Source organism: Brevundimonas sp. FV1ye4L, assembly GCF_058681255.1.
On the sequence record NZ_CM178734.1, the window covers coordinates 3,247,958 to 3,264,454 of the forward strand.

Consider the following 16,497-nt stretch of genomic DNA (forward strand, 5'->3'; position numbering starts at 1 on the left):
CCAAGAAGATGGACGCGCGGCTCAAAGGGCCCGCGCCAAGGGAAACGTGAGGGGAGATCACATGCGCAGCGCATTTGCTGGGTTTCATTCAATTCGTCCGCGCGCAGGCGCGCTTCACCTGACGGCGTCGGCCCTGGCGCTGGCCATGGCGCTGCCGGCGGTCGCCGTCGCCCAGACGGCGCCGCAGACCGAAGATGGCGCGGCGGAGGTCGAGGAGATCGTCGTCACGGGGCTGCGCCGCGGCCTGGCGGACTCCATCGCCACCAAGCGCCGGGAGACCTCCATCGTCGAGGCGGTCTCGGCCGAGGACATTGGCAAGCTGCCGGACGTGTCGATCGCAGAGTCCATCGCCCGCCTGCCGGGTCTGGCGGCGCAGCGCGTCAACGGTCGGGCCCAGGTCATCTCGATCCGCGGCTTGGCGCCGGACTTCACCACCACCTTGCTGAACGGCCGCCAGCAGGCCAGCTCGGGCGACAACCGGGCGGTGGAATTCGACCAGTATCCGTCGGAGCTGCTGTCCGGCGTGGTCATATACAAGACCCCCGACGCTGAAGTTTCCGGCATGGGTCTGTCGGGTACGGCCGACCTGCAGACGGTGCGGCCGCTGGCGTTCGGTCAGCGCGCCCTCGCCGTGAACATGCGCGGCGAGATGACCGAGGGCGACAAGCTGAACGACGACGTCCGCAACTACGGCGGCCGGTTCTCGATCAGCTATATCGATCAACTAGCCGACGGCACGCTGGGGGTGGCCCTAGGTTACGCCCACCTGGATTCGCCGTCTCAGAACAAGCACTACAAGGCCTACGGCTATGAGGCTTTCGGTGGCGCGTGCGAACCGAGCGCGCCCGGCGCGACCTGCACCGTGGACTCGGTCCAGCCTGACAGCGCCGACACCGCGCTTCTGCTCAACGGCCAGGAGGTGTTCGCCACGTCACGACTGAACCAGCGGGACGCCGTCATCGGCATCGTGGAATGGCGTCCGAATGATCGGCTGCACTCGACCCTCGATGTCTATTATTCCAAGTTCGAGCAGGAAGAGACGACGCGGGGCGCCCAGTGGTTCTCCAACCCCTATGCCGACGGCGCCTTCTTCACCGACGTCGTGACCGAGGAGCGGGGCGGTTCGCTGTTTGGCCGCAGCGGCACGATCAACAACGCCGTGCCGATCCTGCGCAACGACTACAATACCCGCGAGGACGAGATCTTCTCGATCGGTCTCAACACCGAATATGAGATCAACGACCGTACACGAGTCGTTGCCGATCTGTCCTATTCGAACAATCGTCGCCGTGAGACCATACTCGAGACCTACGCCGGATATGGCCGGGGCGTAGGCGGCGTGACGCCGGCGACACCGGATGTCGGGCGCACTTTGGACAGCATCGGCTTCACGGTGAATGACGACGGCTATCCCTCCTATTCGGAAGGGCTGGATTACGCCGATGCGTCTCAGGTGACGCTGGGTGATCGCGCGCCCTGGGGCGGCTGGGGTCATGACGGCGCCATCCGCTTCCCGGATGTGGAGGAGAGCATCACCTCGACGGATCTGAAGATCCAGCGCGACATGGACGGCTTCTTCAACACCTTCACCGCCGGCGTCAACTACGCCAAGCGCGAGAAGTCCAAGCGCGTCGACGACTATGATCTCTTCCTCAAGAACGGCCGCCAGCAGGTCTATGTCGACGCCCAATATCTGGAAACCCCGGTCTCCTTGGCTTGGGCAGGCTTTGGAGACGTCCTCGCGGTCGACATGAGCCGGGCGCTCGATGTCTATTACGACCGCGCCCCGATCCTCGACGCCAACTATTTCGACAAGAACTGGGACATCGAGGAAGAGGTCACCACGGCCTTCGTTAAACTCGACTTCGAGGGCGGAAACTGGCGCGGCAATGTGGGCATGCAGGCCGTGGTCCAGAACCAGGAATCGACCGGCGTCGTCATCAACGGCACGGAGCCCGGCGCACCCATCGATCCGATTTCGGTGACGAAGGGCGCCGAATATCTGGATATCCTGCCGAGCTTCAATCTGATCTACGACCTGGGCAGCGGCCATCGGCTTCGCTTCGCGGCGTCTCGCACCATGGCGCGGCCGCGGATGGACGAGATGCGCGCCAATGTGACGCCGGGCTTCAACTCGCTGGTCTGTTCGGGTCAGCCCTGTCCGCCGGGGTCGACCGTCAATCCGTGGTCGGCGTCGGGCGGCAATCCGGAACTCGAGCCGTGGCGCGCCAACGCCTTCGACCTTGCCTACGAATGGTACGTAGACTCGACGACCTATCTGTCGATCGCCGGATTTTACAAGGATCTGGAGACCTACATCTATGTCCAGAACGGCACGTTCGACTTCACCGGGATCCCACTGCCATCTACAGCGTCTTCGATCCCTTCCGACGTCATCGTCAGCCCCATCGGCCAGATCAGCCTGCCGGCGAATGGCGACGGCGGCACGGTGCAAGGGTTGGAGGTCAGCGGGGCCCTGAACTTCGGCACCGTCTGGGAGCCGCTGGACGGTCTGGGCGTGCTGGGCAGCATCTCCTTTACGGAATCGGATCTGAATCCGGCGCCCGACGGCCAGACTGTTCGCATCGCGGGCCTGTCGGGCACGGTCTATAATATGACCGCCTATTATGAGCGCGGCGGTTTCCAGGCGCGGATCAGCAAGCGGTTCCGCGAAGCCTTCAAGGGCGAGGTCGTGCAGTTGTTCGCCACGCGCGGCTACACCGAGATCCTAGACGACGAGCAGATCGACGCCCAGGTCGGCTACACCTTCGAACAGGGGCCGCTGGAAGGTCTGGGCGTGCTGTTCCAGGTCAACAATCTGACCAACTCGCCCTACCGGACCCGCCTGGGTCTGGACAGCGGCGGCACGACCACGGCGGACGGCGGTTCGCTGCCGGAAACCTATGAAGAGTACGGCCGGCAGTTCCTGTTCGGCGTCAACTACCGGTTCTAGGGCGTCCCTCTCCGAGCCCTTAGCCTCCGGGGCGAGGCGGCCATGCCGTCTCGCCCTCTTTTTTGATCGATATCTGTAACCGAGAGACGGCCATGACCTTCCGCAAGACCAAGCTTCTCCCGCTGCTGCTGCTGGCCGGATGCGCCCTGGCGCCGATGAGCGCCGCCGCTCAGCAGGAGCGGACGGATTGGCCGGCCCTGACTGCGGCCTATGCCCCAGACGCCGCGATGGAGGCGCGGATCGCCCGGATCGTCGCCGGCATGACCCTGGCGCAGAAGGTCGGCCAGATGACCCAGCCGGACGTCCGATACATCACGCCTGAAGAGGTGACGCAGTATTATATCGGCTCGGTCCTAAATGGCGGCGGCGCCTGGCCCGCCATGAACAAGCACGCGACGGTGGCCGAGTGGGCGGCTCTGTCCGACCGGTATCACGATGCAACCCTGCGGACCGACATGGCGGTGAAGATCCCGTTGATCTGGGGCACCGACGCTGTCCACGGCCACAACAACGTCTCCGGGGCCACGCTCTTTCCGCACAACATCGGTCTGGGCGCCGCCCATGATCCCCAACTGATCGAGCGGATCGGCCGGGCCACCGCGCGGCAGGTGCGGGCCACCGGCATCACCTGGGTCTTTGCCCCGACCCTGGCGGTGGGCGAAAACCGCCGCTGGGGCCGCACCTATGAGAGCTATTCCAGCGACCCGCAGCAGGTCGCTGAATACGGCGAGGCCCTGGTGCGCGGGCTGCAAGGCGACTTGACCGGCGACGGCGACGTGGTCGCCACGGCCAAACACTATATGGGCGACGGCGGCACCTTCAACGGTCAGGATCAGGGCGAGGCTCGTGCGACCCGCAGCGAAATGATCAACCGCCACGGCGCCGGCTATTACTCGACCATCGAGGCCGGCGTGCAGACGGTAATGGCCTCCTACAGCAGCTGGAACGACGTCGCCGCCGGCCACGACTACGGCAAGATGCACGGCAGCCGCGAGATGCTGACCGACGTGCTGAAGGACCGACTAGGCTTCGACGGTCTGGTCGTGTCCGATTGGAACGGGATCGAGCAGGTCCCCGGCTGCACCAAGGCCGAATGCGCCCAGGCGATCAACGCCGGCATCGACATGATCATGGTCCCCGAGGACTGGAAGGCCTTCATCGGCAATACCATCGCCGACGTCGAGGCCGGGCGCATCCCGATGTCCCGCATCGACGACGCCGTGACGCGGATTCTGCGGGTCAAGATGCGGTCGGGCCTGTTCGATCATGCGCCGTCGGAAAGCCGCTACAACGGGCAGGCCTCGGCCGTGGCCGCGACCGATCTGGCGCGCGAGGCGGTGCGCAAGTCGGTCGTCCTGCTGAAGAACAACGACCGCGCCCTGCCGCTGGTCCAGGGCGAGAAGATCCTGGTCGTGGGCGACAGCGCCGACAGCCTGTCCAATCAGACCGGCGGCTGGTCTCTGACCTGGCAGGGGACCGAGAACGTCAACGGCGACTTCGCCACCGGCGCCACCCTGTTGCAGGCCCTGACGGCGCAGTTCGGCGCTGACAACATCGTCTATTCCAGAGACGCCGTCGGCGTGGACGTGACCCAGTTCGCCAAGGTCGTGGTCGTCCTGGGCGAGGCCCCCTATGCTGAATATCATGGCGATGTCCGCTTCCCCGCCCCGGTCCAGTACAGCCATCGCCGCCCGAACGACCTGGCGCTTCTGCACGCGGTCTCGGGCAAGGGCGTGCCCGTGGTATCGGTGCTGTATTCGGGCCGTCCCGCCTACACCAACGACCTGATCAATCTGTCAGACGCCTTCGTCGCGGCCTTCCTGCCCGGCACCGAGGGCGCGGGTCTGGCCGATGTCCTGTCGGGTGGTCGCTATGACTTCACGGGTCGCCTGTCCTTCGCCTGGCCGGGGTCGGCCTGCAGCACCGGCGAACATGCGGGCGACGTGGTGCAGTTTGCACGGGGCTTCGGCCTCAGCTACGCGCGGCCCGCGACGACGGGTGAACTGCCCTTGCCGACCACCCCCGGCGCCTGCGACGCTATCGACTGACGGTTCTTGGGGGCGGATGTGCGGCAGCTGAAGACAATCCTGATCGTCGGCGGCGGATCCGCCGGCTGGATGGCCGCCGCCCTGTTCTCCAAACTGTTCAAGGGTCTGTACGAGATCACCCTGATCGAGTCCGAGGCCATCGGCACGATCGGGGTGGGGGAGGCGACGATCCCGGCGATCAAGACGTTCAACGACTTGATCGGTCTGGACGAAAACGACTTCATGCGCCGTACCCAGGCCAGCTTCAAACTGGGCATCCAGTTCGTCGACTGGGACCGGATCGGATCAAGCTATATCCATGGCTTCGGCGTGATCGGCCGGGATCTGGAATGGCTGCGCTGCCATCAGTACTGGCTGAAGATGCGGGCTGCGGGGAAGGCGTCCGACCTCGCCGCCTATTCGATCAATACGGCGGCGGCCCTGCAGAACCGCTTCATGCGCGCCGACCCGAAACGGCCGGGCTCGCCGCTGGGCCATATCGCCCACGCCTTCCATTTCGACGCCGGCCTCTACGCCAGATATCTGCGCGGCATGTCCGAGGCGGCGGGCGTGCGACGTCGCGAGGGCAAGGTCGTCTCGGTGCAGCTCAGGCCCGAGGACGGGTTTGTGGACTCCGTCACTCTGGAGGACGGAGAGGTCGTATCGGCCGATCTGTTCATCGACTGCTCGGGGTTTCGCGGTCTGATCATCGAACAGGCGATGAAGACCGGGTACGAGGACTGGTCCCATTGGCTGCCGTGCGACCGGGCCATGGCCGTGCCCTGCGCGCGGACCGAACCCTTTACACCCTACACCCGCTCAACGGCGCGCCCGGCAGGCTGGCAGTGGCGTATTCCGCTTCAGCACCGCACAGGCAACGGGCATGTCTATTCCAGTCGCCATATGGACGACGGGGAGGCTGAGGGGATCCTGCTGTCGAACCTGGACGGCGCGCAGATGGCCGAGCCGAACCGCATTCGCTTCCTCGCCGGCAAGCGTCGGCAGATCTGGAACCGCAACTGTGTTGCGGCGGGCCTGGCCTCCGGTTTTCTTGAACCGTTGGAATCGACCAGCCTGCACCTGATCCAGTCCGTGCTGATCCGGCTGGTGCGCATGATGCCGGACGCCGGTTTCGATCCCGCCACCATCGCCGAATACAACCGACAGACCGATTTCGAATACGAGCGGATCCGCGACTTCATCATCCTGCACTACAAGGCGACGGAACGCGAAGACACGCCGTTCTGGCGCTATTGCCGCGATATGGATGTCCCTGTGACGCTGGAGCGGAAGATCGACCTGTTCCGCGCCAACGGTCGGATTTTCCGCGAGGACGACGAACTGTTCGCTGAAGAAAGCTGGATCCAGGTGCTGCTGGGGCAGGGGATGATCCCGACCGGCTATGACCCGCTGGTCGATGTGACACCGGAGGCGGACATCGGGCGGTTCCTGACGGACGTGGAAACCGTCATCGGCAAGTGCGTCGCCGTGATGCCCTCTCATGCGGATTATGTCGCCAAGGTGTGTTCGGCGGCGTGAAGGGCTCGCTGTCGTTCGCCTCGTACTGGGAACTGCCTTGATCCCTTGAGAACAGGCTCGGCGCCACAGCAGGTGTGGCGCGAGCAGGGCGATCTACGAGTGAGTCGGGTTAGAGCATATCGAGAGCCGTCGCCAGCCTGGGCAGGCGCGATCGGATCGCACCACGGATCGACGCGTGGATAGGTTCGTGGAAATCGGCGGGCATTTGGGCGAGCGCCGCGCCCGTCGCTCTGTCGGCCAGCTCCAGGATTTCAGTCAGGGCCTGACGGACTAGCGTCGGTCCGAGATCCGCCGCTTCCGCCATTTCGATGAAATCCCGCCCCATAACGTCGAGGATCTTGTAGTGCGGCTGCGCTCCGGCCGACATGGCAAGGGTGTAGCTCTTGTGGGGGATGCGCTTGGCGTCGAAGGCTGGTTGGGCGCTCAGGACGTCATAAAGAGGTGTCATTTGGAAACGGCCGCCGGGGCGTAAGAACAGGCTGAAGTTCTTGGACACGCCTCTCATTGCGAGCGGACGGCCGACGAGGTCCTTCAGTCGGGCGAAGGCTGTCTGGCTGGTGCAGAGGATTCGCCGTTCATCGGGCTCCCATCTGGCGTGATCCAGGTAGCTTATCCGCCGCTGGCGTGTCCCATGCCGTCCATCTGGGCCCAGACGTGATGGGCCTCCAACATGGCCACCGGTCTGTCGCCTTACCTGTCCTGGTAGGGATCGAAGATCGCCACCCGCTATGATCGCCGGATCCTCGCTTTGCGCGGCGTCATCCGCCTCGGGCCGCTTCCGCGTGTTTTCACCGCCAGATCCAAACCGTCGCGGCGGTGTAGAGGGCGATGCCGATCGTGAGATTGAAGGGAAAGGTGATGGCCAGAGCGGCTGTGACGAACACCCCGTTGTCGGCCTCGGGCGCAGCCAGGCGCATGGCCGCGGGTACGGCGATGTAGGATGCCGAGCCGGCAAGGAGCGTCAGCAAGACGGCGTTGCCAACGTCTAGGCCGGCCAGCCGCGACAGGCCGAGGGCGAGAGCCGCCGAAACCAGAGGAAAGCCAATCGCGAAAGCAATCACGCCGGGGCTCATTCGCCGGCCGCCCTCCATTAGCCTGCGCGCCGCGATCAAGCCGATGTCCAGCAGGAAGAAACAGAGAGCGCCCTGGAACAGCGGGCCGACAAACATCTCCAGCCTGGCGAGTCCGGGCGACCCCGAGATCAGTCCGACAACGAAACTCCCGAGGAGCATGACCGTCGCAGCCCCCACGAAGACCTCCTTCAGAACCGCGCCACGTTGTCCCGGCTGGCCGCGCCCTGCGCCATTCAGCAGAAGCAGGGCCGTGAGGATCGCAGGCGTTTCCATGAGGGCTAGGACGGCCGCCATATAGCCGCCCGAAGGGATGCCGAGTGCTGCAAGATGCTGCTGTCCGGCGGCAAAAGTCACAACCGAGACCGATCCATAGGTCGCCGCCAGGGCGCAGGCCGTCGCACGGTCGAGCCTCTGGAACCGCTTCAGAATGACGAAGGCGAAAAGCGGCATCAGCGCGCTGAGCGCAATTCCGATCGCGCCCGCGGATAGAAAGTCGTCGTTGAAGCCGGCGATGCGCGCCTCTACCCCGCCCTTAAACCCGATGCAGAGCATCAGGTAGAGCGACAGAGCCTTGGCGATCGGTTCCGGGATCGACAAATCAGAGCGTGCGAAGGCTGCAGCCGCGCCCAGGAAGAAGAACAGGATTGCCGGGGAGGTGAGCAGGGCGAGGCTGGAGGAGGGGTCGGGCATGCGTTTCTGGCCTTTCGATGAGGCGCTCTCTCTGGCCTCGACCAATCCAGCACTCCAGTTTATAGAATTGATGAAACTCATAACGGAGTCGAATGCGGTGGCCTACCGTCTCGTTAATCTGGACCTCGACCTGCTGCGCGCATTTGTGACGGTCGTGGAAACGGGCAGCTTTACCCGGGCCGCCCTGCTTCTCGGCCGAACCCAGCCGGCCGTCAGTCTGCAGATCCGCAGACTGGAGGATCAGTTGAGATCTCCACTTCTGGATCGCGCCGGCAAGGGCGTCGCCTTGACGACGGAGGGCGCGGCCCTGCTGTCACGGGCGCGCCATCTGCTGAGGGTGAACGACGAGATCGTCGCAAACCTTGGTGACGGCGATCTGGAAGGGGAGGTCCGGTTTGGCGCTCCAGAGGATGTCGCCACCATGCATCTCCCTGGTATTCTGGGGGCTTTCGCGCGCAGTCATCCTCGCATCAAGCTGTCGGTGACGTGCGACTACACGGCAAACCTGCTCGACCAGATGTCGCGCGGGATGCTCGACCTCGCGCTCATCAAGCGCGAACCGGTCGGGCCGGAACTGGGCGTCAGGGTTTGGAGCGAACCCCTGGTCTGGGTTGCGCTCGATCCCTCGATCGTGGAACTGTCGCCGCTGCCCCTGATCATCGCCCCAGCCCCGGACATCTATCGCAAGCGCGCCTTGAACGCGCTCGAGGCGGCAGGCCTGCCGTTTCGCGCGTCCTTCACATCGCCCAGCCTCGCCGGCCAGATGGCCGCATTGCGCGCCGGTCTCGGGGTGGGCGTCCTTCCCGCCGCCATGGCCCCCCGCGACCTCACCGTCCTTCATCATCCCTTGCCGCCGCTCAGCGACAGCGAAATCGCTCTGGTGTCGACCCGCGGCGCAGGGGGACCGGCCGGACTTCTGGCGAAGGAGGTTCTTCGCGCGCTGGAACGCGGGCCCCTTCTGTCCTGACGGGCCGCGCGTCCTCCGACCGGTCGCCGCCGCGATGGCGCAACCGCTGTGCTCAGGCCTGAACTGTGCGCGTCCGCAGCCAAGAATACAGCATCGAGCCGCCGATCAAGGCCAAGGTCGCGATCAACGACCATTGCGGCTCCAGATAGGGCACCAGCGGCGCGCCCGTCACGTCCTGCCATCCTTTGTAGAGCCCGAAGTTCCAGATGATCTTGACCCCGATCAAGACCAGCACCAGCGACAGCCCATATTTGAGGTATTTGAACCGCGCCACGGCCTCCGCGAGCATGAAGTACATCGACCTGAGGCCCAGGATCGCGAAGATGTTGGACGTGTAGACGATGAACGGGTCTTTGGTGACCGCGAAGATCGCCGGCACGGAATCGACCGCGAAGATCACATCCACCACCTCGACCATCACCAGCGCCAGGAACAGAGGTGTCGCGAACAGGACCAGACGGCCCGAGCCTTGGGGGTCCGGCTTTTTGACGAAGAAGTTGTGATTGTCGATCGTGTCGGTGATCCGCATCCGCTTGCGAAGAAACTTCAGCACCGGGTTCTTGTTCAGATCCATTTCGTGGCTGCCGCCGAAGATCATCTTCCAGCCGGTGAAGATCAGGAAGGCCGCGAAGATGAACAGGACCCAGGTGAACTCGTTGACGATCGCCGCCCCGAGCGAAATGAAGATGGCCCGGAATACGATCGCCCCCATGATGCCCCAAAACAGCACCCTGTGCTGATATTGGCGTGGCACGGCGAAGAAGGTGAAGATCATGCCGATGACGAAGATGTTGTCGAACGCCAGCGCGGTCTCGAGCAGGTAGCCGGTGAAATACTGAAGGACGGCCTGCTGATTGAGGTTCTCGGCGCTCATATAATAGCGCGGGTTGGGCTCGTAGACGAAGTAGATATAGGCTCCGAAGGCGATGGCGATCGAGGCGAAGGACGCCCACATGCCTGCGGATTTCTTGGCGGAGACGACGCCGTCCTTGTTGTTCACGACCCCTAGGTCGAGCCACAGGAGCAGTCCGATAAAGGCTAGAAATGCGATCCAGAGCCAGACGGGCTGCCCGACATAGGTCAATGCAAGAAACGGAAGGGACTCAAGCATCCCGTACCTCCAAGTTTTGAAAGATGGCGCTGCGTTGCGCCGATCCAGGTGGGAATCCGACATCGCAGCCGACGCCTCGGCTGCCAGAGGGGCCCGGACCCTTGGAGTTTGTTATGGTGGCGAATGAATACGGGTCCGTCAATCAATCTCAGTGATTCTAGTCTGTCCTTAAGATCACCATGACTGTGGTCATGAGTCATAATCATTTTTCATGGGGCGAATGCTCTTTTCTTATTGGCGCTTTTGGGCGAGGCGGTGCAGCCTGTCTTTGCGGCCCGGGCCCCTCTGGCGATCATGGTGATCGTGATGTCGGACCGCATCGGGTGCGCTCGATGCCGGGGTCCGATTGTCTCGTCCCCACAAGCCTAAGGCGTCGACATCGAGCGTCCCGACCAAGAAGGGAGAGGCTCCGTGTCTATCGAAACAGCGCGTTTGATCGCTGAAGTCGATGGCGGCTTGGATACGAAAGGGCGCGCCGCGACCTTGCGCCCGTGCGAGATCCTCAACGTCGATCTGTCGGCTTATGGCCTGACCTGCGGTGACGGAGAAGGATGATGAGGGTCGGCGCATTCAATCCCGTCGCCCAGGCCTGGGCCAGCCAACTCGCTCAGACGACCGGCCGTGTGGCGTCGCACCAGAGCTCCCCCACGGACCGGCCCGTCGATCGCCCCCACGCCATTCAGGACGATACGAGCACCCGGCGGCCCAGCCGGCATACGTTTGACATTCGCGTCTGAGGACTGCGCTTGCGAGGAAGCCGATCCGCCTGCGGCGGGCCCGGACTACGGCGATCTAGCATGACAATCGCGAAGACCAGGTGTGATGTCAGCGCTTCTGACGACGCCCTCCCGCGGGCTCGAAGCTGTGCGGTGCGCCTTGAGATAGAGGTCGCGTTGATCATGACGGAGGGGCGTTCGCTCTCCCGTGTCTCGACGATGAAGGTCTCGCGATCGAGGCGGCGGCTGATTTGGGCGCCCCCGACGGAGCGGCTGGCAGGGAGGGGCCAATCCTTGCGGCTTTGCGTGTTGCGCCCAAACCCATTCGAACCGCGCCGGGACGCGCTTGGTTTGGCGGAGCATCGGCTCGGACGCCAAGATGCGCAGGACGTCGCCGTCCTGTCGGCGCTGGAGGAAGTCTGCCTCCGGCTCAATAATTGACCGGCTCATGAGGGGAGCCGAAAAAACGCCAGACGGCCTGTAAGCCGGGTTTTGTTCCGCTCCGAAGAGCGGCGACGATCATTCCTCTGGACCGTCCATTGCTGAACGGTTCTCGCGACCTACCCGGACATCTGAGGCGGTGAGCCCCGCGAGGCGAACCCCGCGCGATGTCCCTATTTGGTCTTGCTCCAGGCGGGGCTTGCCATGCCGTCCCTGTTGCCAGGCACGCGGTGGGCTCTTACCCCACCCTTTCACCCTTACCGGCCTCGCAAGGCCGGAGGTTTGCTTTCTGTGGCGCTATCCCTCGGGTCGCCCCGGGCGGAAGTTATCCGCCGCCTTTTCACCGTGGAGCCCGGACTTTCCTCGACGAGATCAAGTCCCGCCGCGACCGCCCAGCCGTCTGGCGGGGGCTAGATGCGCCGCCGCGTCGCGCAGGTCAACAACAAGCTGGACGACCGTCTGGCGCAGTCGATTGACCGGGGCGGGTCGCCGTGGCTGATGAGCAGGTGAGGGGAGTGGCGAACATGGCGAACGGATGGTCCAGGCGGGGCGCGCGACTGCTGCTCATCTTCGGCGCCGCCTCATTGGCGGCGGTCGGTTTGGGCGCCTTCATTTGCGCCGCCAGCGGCGTATCGACAGGATCCTGGGCGCGAAATCTGGCGGCTTGGCTGGTCGGCGCCCTGGCTGCGGCGGGCCTGTCGGCGGGAGTGCGGCCCGCCCTGTTGCCGCTCCTGCCGTGGCTCGCAGTCGCCGGGCTGGCCGCGACCTTCTTCAATCCCGCCCAGGATGGCGTACATCGCTGGATCGACGCCGGGCCGCTGCACGTCAATGTCGCCATGGTCGTGCTGCCGGCTACAGCCGTGGCCCTGGCGGTGATGGCGGATCGGTGGATAGTCTGGGTTCCGGTTTTCGCCGCTCTGATGTTGATTGTCGCCCAGCCGGACGCGTCTCAGGCAACCGCCCTGGCCGGGGTGGCGGCCCTAGTGGCTGCTGTGCGTCTGTCTCGCCGCTGGGTGAAGGTCCTTGCTCTGGCGGGCGCAGGCTTGCTGTTCGTCTTCGCCTGGACCCGGCCGGATCCGCTGCAGCCGGTTGCGGAGGTCGAGGAGATCGTCGGGATGGCCTTCCAACTGTCGCCCATCGTGGGCGGCCTGACGCTGATCGCTCTGACCGCCTTCGTCGCGGTTCCGGCGGTCCTGAGCTGGACGGACGCCAGACTCTGTCTGGCCGGTGGAGCGCTGAGCCTATGCCTGGCCTTGTGGGGGCTGACGCCGATGTTCGGCGCCTTCCCAGTGCCATTGGCGGGTGTGGGCATGAGCCCAATTTTGGGCGCTTGGCTGGGTGTGGGGCTGCTCGCCGGGCTGCAGCCTCCGTCTACCGGTCGCTCATCAGCCGTGACGCCTTGAAACAGGCAAGTTGGAGCAGACCGACCAAGCGGGCGCGGGTCTCGCCGTCGGCCACGCCATCGACGCGATCAGGCCGCCAGTGGCGCTGGAAAGCGCGGACCGTGGTTTCGGTCTCGGTGTCGTAATCCCCGCCCGGCGTCAGCCCATAGCCCAGTTTCTGCAGGCCGGAGCGCAGCACCACGACCCCGATGCCGTGATCCCCCTTCTGCAACAGGCCGCCCAAGGCCTTGATCCGCTCCGGAGCGGGCTCGACCCAAAGGCCGTGGCCGGCGTCGGCCAGTTGTTTCCAAGGGAACAGCTCGCCGGGGTCTGTCTTGCGGGCGGGGGCCAGGTCGGAATGGGCGATGATCCGGCTGTTCGGGATGACCCAACGATCACGGATGTCGGCGATCAAACCGGTGACGGCCGCGATCTGAGCATCGGGAAAGGGGCGGTAGCCGAACTCATGACCGGGATTGACGATCTCAATCCCGATCGAGGCAGCGTTGCAGTCAGTCTCTTCCTGCCAGACGCCGGCGCCCGCGTGCCAGGCCCGCCGTTCCTCGGGCACGAGTTGGAAAATGCGGCCGTCTTCCTCGATCAGATAATGGGCCGACACCTTGGCCTCGGGATCGCGCAGCCGCGCCAGGGCGGCCTCGCCCGTCTCCATGCCGGTGTAGTGCAGCACCAGCATGTTTGGGGGCGCAAGACGCGCGTCGAAGTTCGGCGAAGGCGCCGCAATCAGGTCTTTCATGACTTGTGGTCTCGAGCGCTCGGCCTCAACGGCCGTGGCGCTCCCAGCCGTAGGCGACCCAGGTGCCGTCCACCTTGTGCGCCTCAATCACGTCGGGATCCCCGGCGCGACGACGCGGCGCCAGGTTGCGGCGTGCCCGCATGGCCAGTCCGGCCAGGAAGACCAGGACCCCGGCGAACAGGGCGATGACCGCGACCGCTGCGGCGGTGAAGACGGCCAGGACCGCGCCGACGGCCAAGGCGGCGACGGCGGCGATCAGGCCGGCGATCCACATGATCGAGGCGACCAGGCCGTTGGGGCGGCGGCGGGCGGCGAAGCCCAGTGTGGCGAGACGTTCAGGCTGGAACATGGGTCATCCTTTCAGGCGCTCCGGAGAACGCCTATCCTTCAATGTCGGTCCATTGGGCCTTGCGGTCAATGGATCGCCCCCTCACGCCTGTGTGCGATGGATCGTCACGCCCATCCTCAGAACATCGGCTGGTCGGCCAGGACGACCGCCCCTTCGCTGCGCATCCGCTCGCCCTCGATGCGGCGCATGACCGCCTGGGCCTGCGGATCGGCCATGACGCCGCCCAGCATAACCAGGGCCTGGGCCGCCTCGCTCTGGACCCCGAACATCTCGGACAGGGCTTCCCAGGGCGACTTCTGCTTGGGGAAATGCTTGAAGCGCACGGACTCCCCGGCGGGGATCTTGGCCAGGGCCTTGGCCTTGGCCACCGCCTCGGTCAGACCGCCCAACTGGTCGACCAGGCCCAGCGGCAGGGCCTGGGCCCCGGTCCAGACCCGGCCCTTGGCGATCTCGCGCACCCGCGCCGGCTCCAGCTTGCGGCCCGTGGCCACGCGCGCGATGAAGTCGTCGTAGATCCGGTCCATCGAGCCGGCGAAGGCGGCGCGCTGCTGGGGCGTGAAGGACTGGGTGGGCGAGAAGGCGTCGGCGTATTGGCCGCCGACCGTCAGGTCGCGCAGGTCCACGCCGAACCGTCCGAGGGCGTCGGCGACCACGAACTTGCCGCCGAACACGCCGATCGAGCCGGTCAGGGTCGAGGGCTGGGCCACGATCCAGTCGGCTTCCGAACTGATCCAGTAGCCGCCCGACGCGGCGTACGACCCCATGGAGATCACCACCGGCTTGCCGGCCGCCTTGGCCGCGCGCACGGCGGCCAGGATCTGTTCCGAGGCTTCCGGCGATCCGCCCGGCGACGAGACGCGGAAGACGATGGCCTTCACGCTCTTGTCCTTGATCGCGTCATAGATGGCCTCGGCCGTGTCGTCCGAATGGATCGAGGAGCCGCCGCCGAAGCTGCCGCCGCTGCTGCGGCCGGTCACGATGGCGCCCTCTCCGCCGACGATGGCGATGGCGTTGCGGCCCGACCCGGTCCGCTCGCCCTTGTCGGAGACATATTGGGAGAATTCGACGATCTCGGCGCCCTTGCCGGCGCGACGCTTGATCTCGGCCTCGGCCTCCTCGACCTGGCCGACCTTGTCGATCAGCTTGTTCGACAAGGCCTGTTCGGCCGAATAGGGACCGGCCTCGATCACCGTCTTCAGTGCCGCTGATGTCGTCTTGCGGTCCTGGGCCGCATTGGCCAGGGCGCTCTCATAGAGGGAGGTCATCCAGGCGGTCATGGCCTCGCGGTGCGCGGGGGTATAATCGCTTTGGGTGTATTCGTTGACGGCGTTCTTGTACTCGTAACGCTGCTCAAAATCGGCGCGGACGCCGTATTTGTCGAAGGCCCGTCCCAGGAACAGGCTCTCGGCCGAGAAGCCCGTCGCCTGGAATCCGGCCGTGTTCTGCATCCACAGTTCCGAGGCCGAGGCGCCGACCATATAGGTCGACATCACCGCCCCTACCGGCGCGAATCCCTGGCTGTGGGCGATCACCGGCTTGCCGGACGCGCGGAAGCGGCGGATCGCCTGGCGCAGCTCGTCGGCCGTCGCCGGGGTCATGCCCATTTCCGGCAGACGGATCAGCACGGCCTTGACGCTGGCGTCTTCCCCGGCCTGGGCCAGACCATCCACCACCTGGGTCACCGACAGGTCCGAGCCGCCGAAGGCGGCGAACGGATTGCTCGACGGCTGGTCGCTGATCCCGTCGCGCAGGTCCAGTTCCAGCACCATGGTCGCGGGCGTCGTGGGCTTGGAGGCGCCGGCGATGGCCACGGTCAGCAGCACGACCGGAATGACGACGACGAACAGGATCAGTCCGGTGAAGACACCCAGGACCGTCAGGAAGAATTGCTTCATGGGAGAAGGCGCGCTCGCAAGGGCCGAAATGGCTCGGCTTCACCATAGAGCCGGAACGGTCACCGTCAAATGAACGTCCCGCAACGTAGGCGCGTCCGTTCGGCGCTGCGATTGATGCGGGCTGCGGAAATCCCTATATGAGCCGCCAACGAGCGGGGCCTGTCGCCCTGCGCCATAGACCGGAGACCGCCCCATGCTGGTCACCCTGATGAAGTCCAAGCTGCACCGCGCCACGGTGACCCAAGCCGACCTCGACTACGAGGGTTCGATCGCCATCGACATGGATCTGCTGGACGCGGCGGGCATATTCCCGCACGAGCAGGTCGATGTGCTGAACATCACCAACGGCGCCCGTTTCACCACCTACGCCATCGAGGCCCCGCGCGGCTCCAAGGTCATCGGCGTCAACGGCGCCGCCGCCCGCCTGGTCCAGAAGAACGACAAGGTGATCGTCGTCACCTATGGCCAACTCCCCCAGGAAGAAGCCCGCCAGTGGACGCCCAACGTCGTGCTGCTGGACGACAATAACGAGATCAAGCGCGCGGCCTGATATCCGCTTGACGCAACCTTGGCGGCGTTCTTTCCTCATCGAAACGGGGA

The 16,497-nt window shown here is 65.1% G+C and carries 13 protein-coding genes and 1 other RNA gene; 7 read left to right on the forward strand and 7 right to left on the reverse strand.

Translation table 11 applies throughout. From position 1 onward, the window contains the following. Positions 1-61 precede the first annotated feature (61 nt). The 3 genes from ACW17X_RS15750 (at position 62) to ACW17X_RS15760 (ending at position 6,519) form a co-directional block, all read left to right on the forward strand. On the forward strand, positions 62-2,953 hold the full coding sequence (locus tag ACW17X_RS15750; RefSeq protein WP_492098796.1) for a TonB-dependent receptor: 2,892 nt from the start codon (positions 62-64) through the stop codon (positions 2,951-2,953). 92 nt (positions 2,954-3,045) lie between these two features. After that, positions 3,046-5,001, forward strand: coding sequence for a glycoside hydrolase family 3 protein (locus ACW17X_RS15755; RefSeq protein WP_492098797.1), 1,956 nt, complete (start codon positions 3,046-3,048; stop codon positions 4,999-5,001). An 18-nt stretch (positions 5,002-5,019) separates the two neighbouring features. Next, entirely contained in the window at positions 5,020-6,519 is a 1,500-nt protein-coding gene (locus ACW17X_RS15760) for a tryptophan halogenase family protein (protein ID WP_492098798.1), read from the forward strand. A 109-nt stretch (positions 6,520-6,628) separates the two neighbouring features. Here ACW17X_RS15760 and ACW17X_RS15765 read toward each other — a convergent pair whose 3' ends face one another. Together ACW17X_RS15765 and ACW17X_RS15770 are read right to left on the reverse strand one after the other, a co-directional pair. Then, on the reverse strand, positions 6,629-7,015 hold the full coding sequence (locus ACW17X_RS15765) for a HipA domain-containing protein (RefSeq protein WP_492098799.1): 387 nt from the start codon (positions 7,013-7,015) through the stop codon (positions 6,629-6,631). A gap of 292 nt (positions 7,016-7,307) precedes the next feature. Continuing rightward, positions 7,308-8,282: a sodium-dependent bicarbonate transport family permease gene (locus ACW17X_RS15770; protein ID WP_492098800.1), complete on the reverse strand. Its 975-nt coding sequence runs from the start codon at positions 8,280-8,282 to the stop codon at positions 7,308-7,310. Here ACW17X_RS15770 and ACW17X_RS15775 point away from each other — a divergent pair. Beyond that, positions 8,281-9,249, forward strand: a complete 969-nt coding sequence (locus ACW17X_RS15775; protein WP_492098801.1) for a LysR substrate-binding domain-containing protein — start codon at positions 8,281-8,283, stop codon at positions 9,247-9,249. The genes ACW17X_RS15770 and ACW17X_RS15775 overlap by 2 nt on opposite strands. 52 nt (positions 9,250-9,301) lie before the next feature. Here ACW17X_RS15775 and ACW17X_RS15780 read toward each other — a convergent pair whose 3' ends face one another. Then, positions 9,302-10,360, reverse strand: coding sequence for a TerC family protein (locus ACW17X_RS15780; protein WP_492098802.1), 1,059 nt, complete (start codon positions 10,358-10,360; stop codon positions 9,302-9,304). A gap of 411 nt (positions 10,361-10,771) precedes the next feature. Here ACW17X_RS15780 and ACW17X_RS15785 point away from each other — a divergent pair, with 411 nt between their 5' ends. Then, entirely contained in the window at positions 10,772-10,915 is a 144-nt protein-coding gene (locus tag ACW17X_RS15785) for a hypothetical protein (RefSeq protein WP_492098803.1), read from the forward strand. Between the two features lie 626 nt (positions 10,916-11,541). Here the strand turns inward: ACW17X_RS15785 and rnpB are convergent. Then, positions 11,542-11,921, reverse strand: an RNA gene (gene rnpB / locus ACW17X_RS15790) — RNase P RNA component class A. A gap of 120 nt (positions 11,922-12,041) precedes the next feature. Between rnpB and ACW17X_RS15795 the strand changes: the two genes are divergently transcribed. Continuing rightward, on the forward strand, positions 12,042-12,920 hold the full coding sequence (locus tag ACW17X_RS15795) for a hypothetical protein (RefSeq protein WP_492098804.1): 879 nt from the start codon (positions 12,042-12,044) through the stop codon (positions 12,918-12,920). Here the strand turns inward: ACW17X_RS15795 and ACW17X_RS15800 are convergent. The 3 genes from ACW17X_RS15800 to sppA form a co-directional block, all read right to left on the reverse strand. Continuing rightward, entirely contained in the window at positions 12,889-13,653 is a 765-nt protein-coding gene (locus tag ACW17X_RS15800) for a peptidoglycan recognition protein family protein (RefSeq protein WP_492098805.1), read from the reverse strand. The genes ACW17X_RS15795 and ACW17X_RS15800 overlap by 32 nt on opposite strands. 25 nt (positions 13,654-13,678) lie before the next feature. Beyond that, positions 13,679-14,002, reverse strand: a complete 324-nt coding sequence (locus ACW17X_RS15805) for a hypothetical protein (RefSeq protein ID WP_492098806.1) — start codon at positions 14,000-14,002, stop codon at positions 13,679-13,681. Between the two features lie 116 nt (positions 14,003-14,118). After that, entirely contained in the window at positions 14,119-15,897 is a 1,779-nt protein-coding gene (sppA, locus tag ACW17X_RS15810) for a signal peptide peptidase SppA (protein WP_492098807.1), read from the reverse strand. A 193-nt stretch (positions 15,898-16,090) separates the two neighbouring features. On the opposite strand from sppA, the gene panD reads away from it, so the two are divergent. After that, positions 16,091-16,447, forward strand: coding sequence for an aspartate 1-decarboxylase (panD, locus tag ACW17X_RS15815; RefSeq protein WP_267515709.1), 357 nt, complete (start codon positions 16,091-16,093; stop codon positions 16,445-16,447). Positions 16,448-16,497 lie beyond the last annotated feature (50 nt).

What these genes read in the sequence shown, in the direction of transcription:
- ACW17X_RS15750 (WP_492098796.1), top strand. Translation starts at nt 62, where the DNA reads ATGCGCAGCGCATTTGCTGGGTTTCATTCAATTCGTCCGCGCGCAGGC.
- ACW17X_RS15755 (WP_492098797.1), top strand. Translation starts at nt 3,046, where the DNA reads ATGACCTTCCGCAAGACCAAGCTTCTCCCGCTGCTGCTGCTGGCCGGA.
- ACW17X_RS15775 (WP_492098801.1), top strand. Translation starts at nt 8,281, where the DNA reads ATGCGTTTCTGGCCTTTCGATGAGGCGCTCTCTCTGGCCTCGACCAAT.
- ACW17X_RS15770 (WP_492098800.1), bottom strand. Translation starts at nt 8,282, where the DNA reads ATGCCCGACCCCTCCTCCAGCCTCGCCCTGCTCACCTCCCCGGCAATC.
- ACW17X_RS15780 (WP_492098802.1), bottom strand. Translation starts at nt 10,360, where the DNA reads ATGCTTGAGTCCCTTCCGTTTCTTGCATTGACCTATGTCGGGCAGCCC.
- ACW17X_RS15795 (WP_492098804.1), top strand. Translation starts at nt 12,042, where the DNA reads ATGGCGAACGGATGGTCCAGGCGGGGCGCGCGACTGCTGCTCATCTTC.
- ACW17X_RS15800 (WP_492098805.1), bottom strand. Translation starts at nt 13,653, where the DNA reads ATGAAAGACCTGATTGCGGCGCCTTCGCCGAACTTCGACGCGCGTCTT.
- ACW17X_RS15805 (WP_492098806.1), bottom strand. Translation starts at nt 14,002, where the DNA reads ATGTTCCAGCCTGAACGTCTCGCCACACTGGGCTTCGCCGCCCGCCGC.
- sppA (WP_492098807.1), bottom strand. Translation starts at nt 15,897, where the DNA reads ATGAAGCAATTCTTCCTGACGGTCCTGGGTGTCTTCACCGGACTGATC.
- panD (WP_267515709.1), top strand. Translation starts at nt 16,091, where the DNA reads ATGCTGGTCACCCTGATGAAGTCCAAGCTGCACCGCGCCACGGTGACC.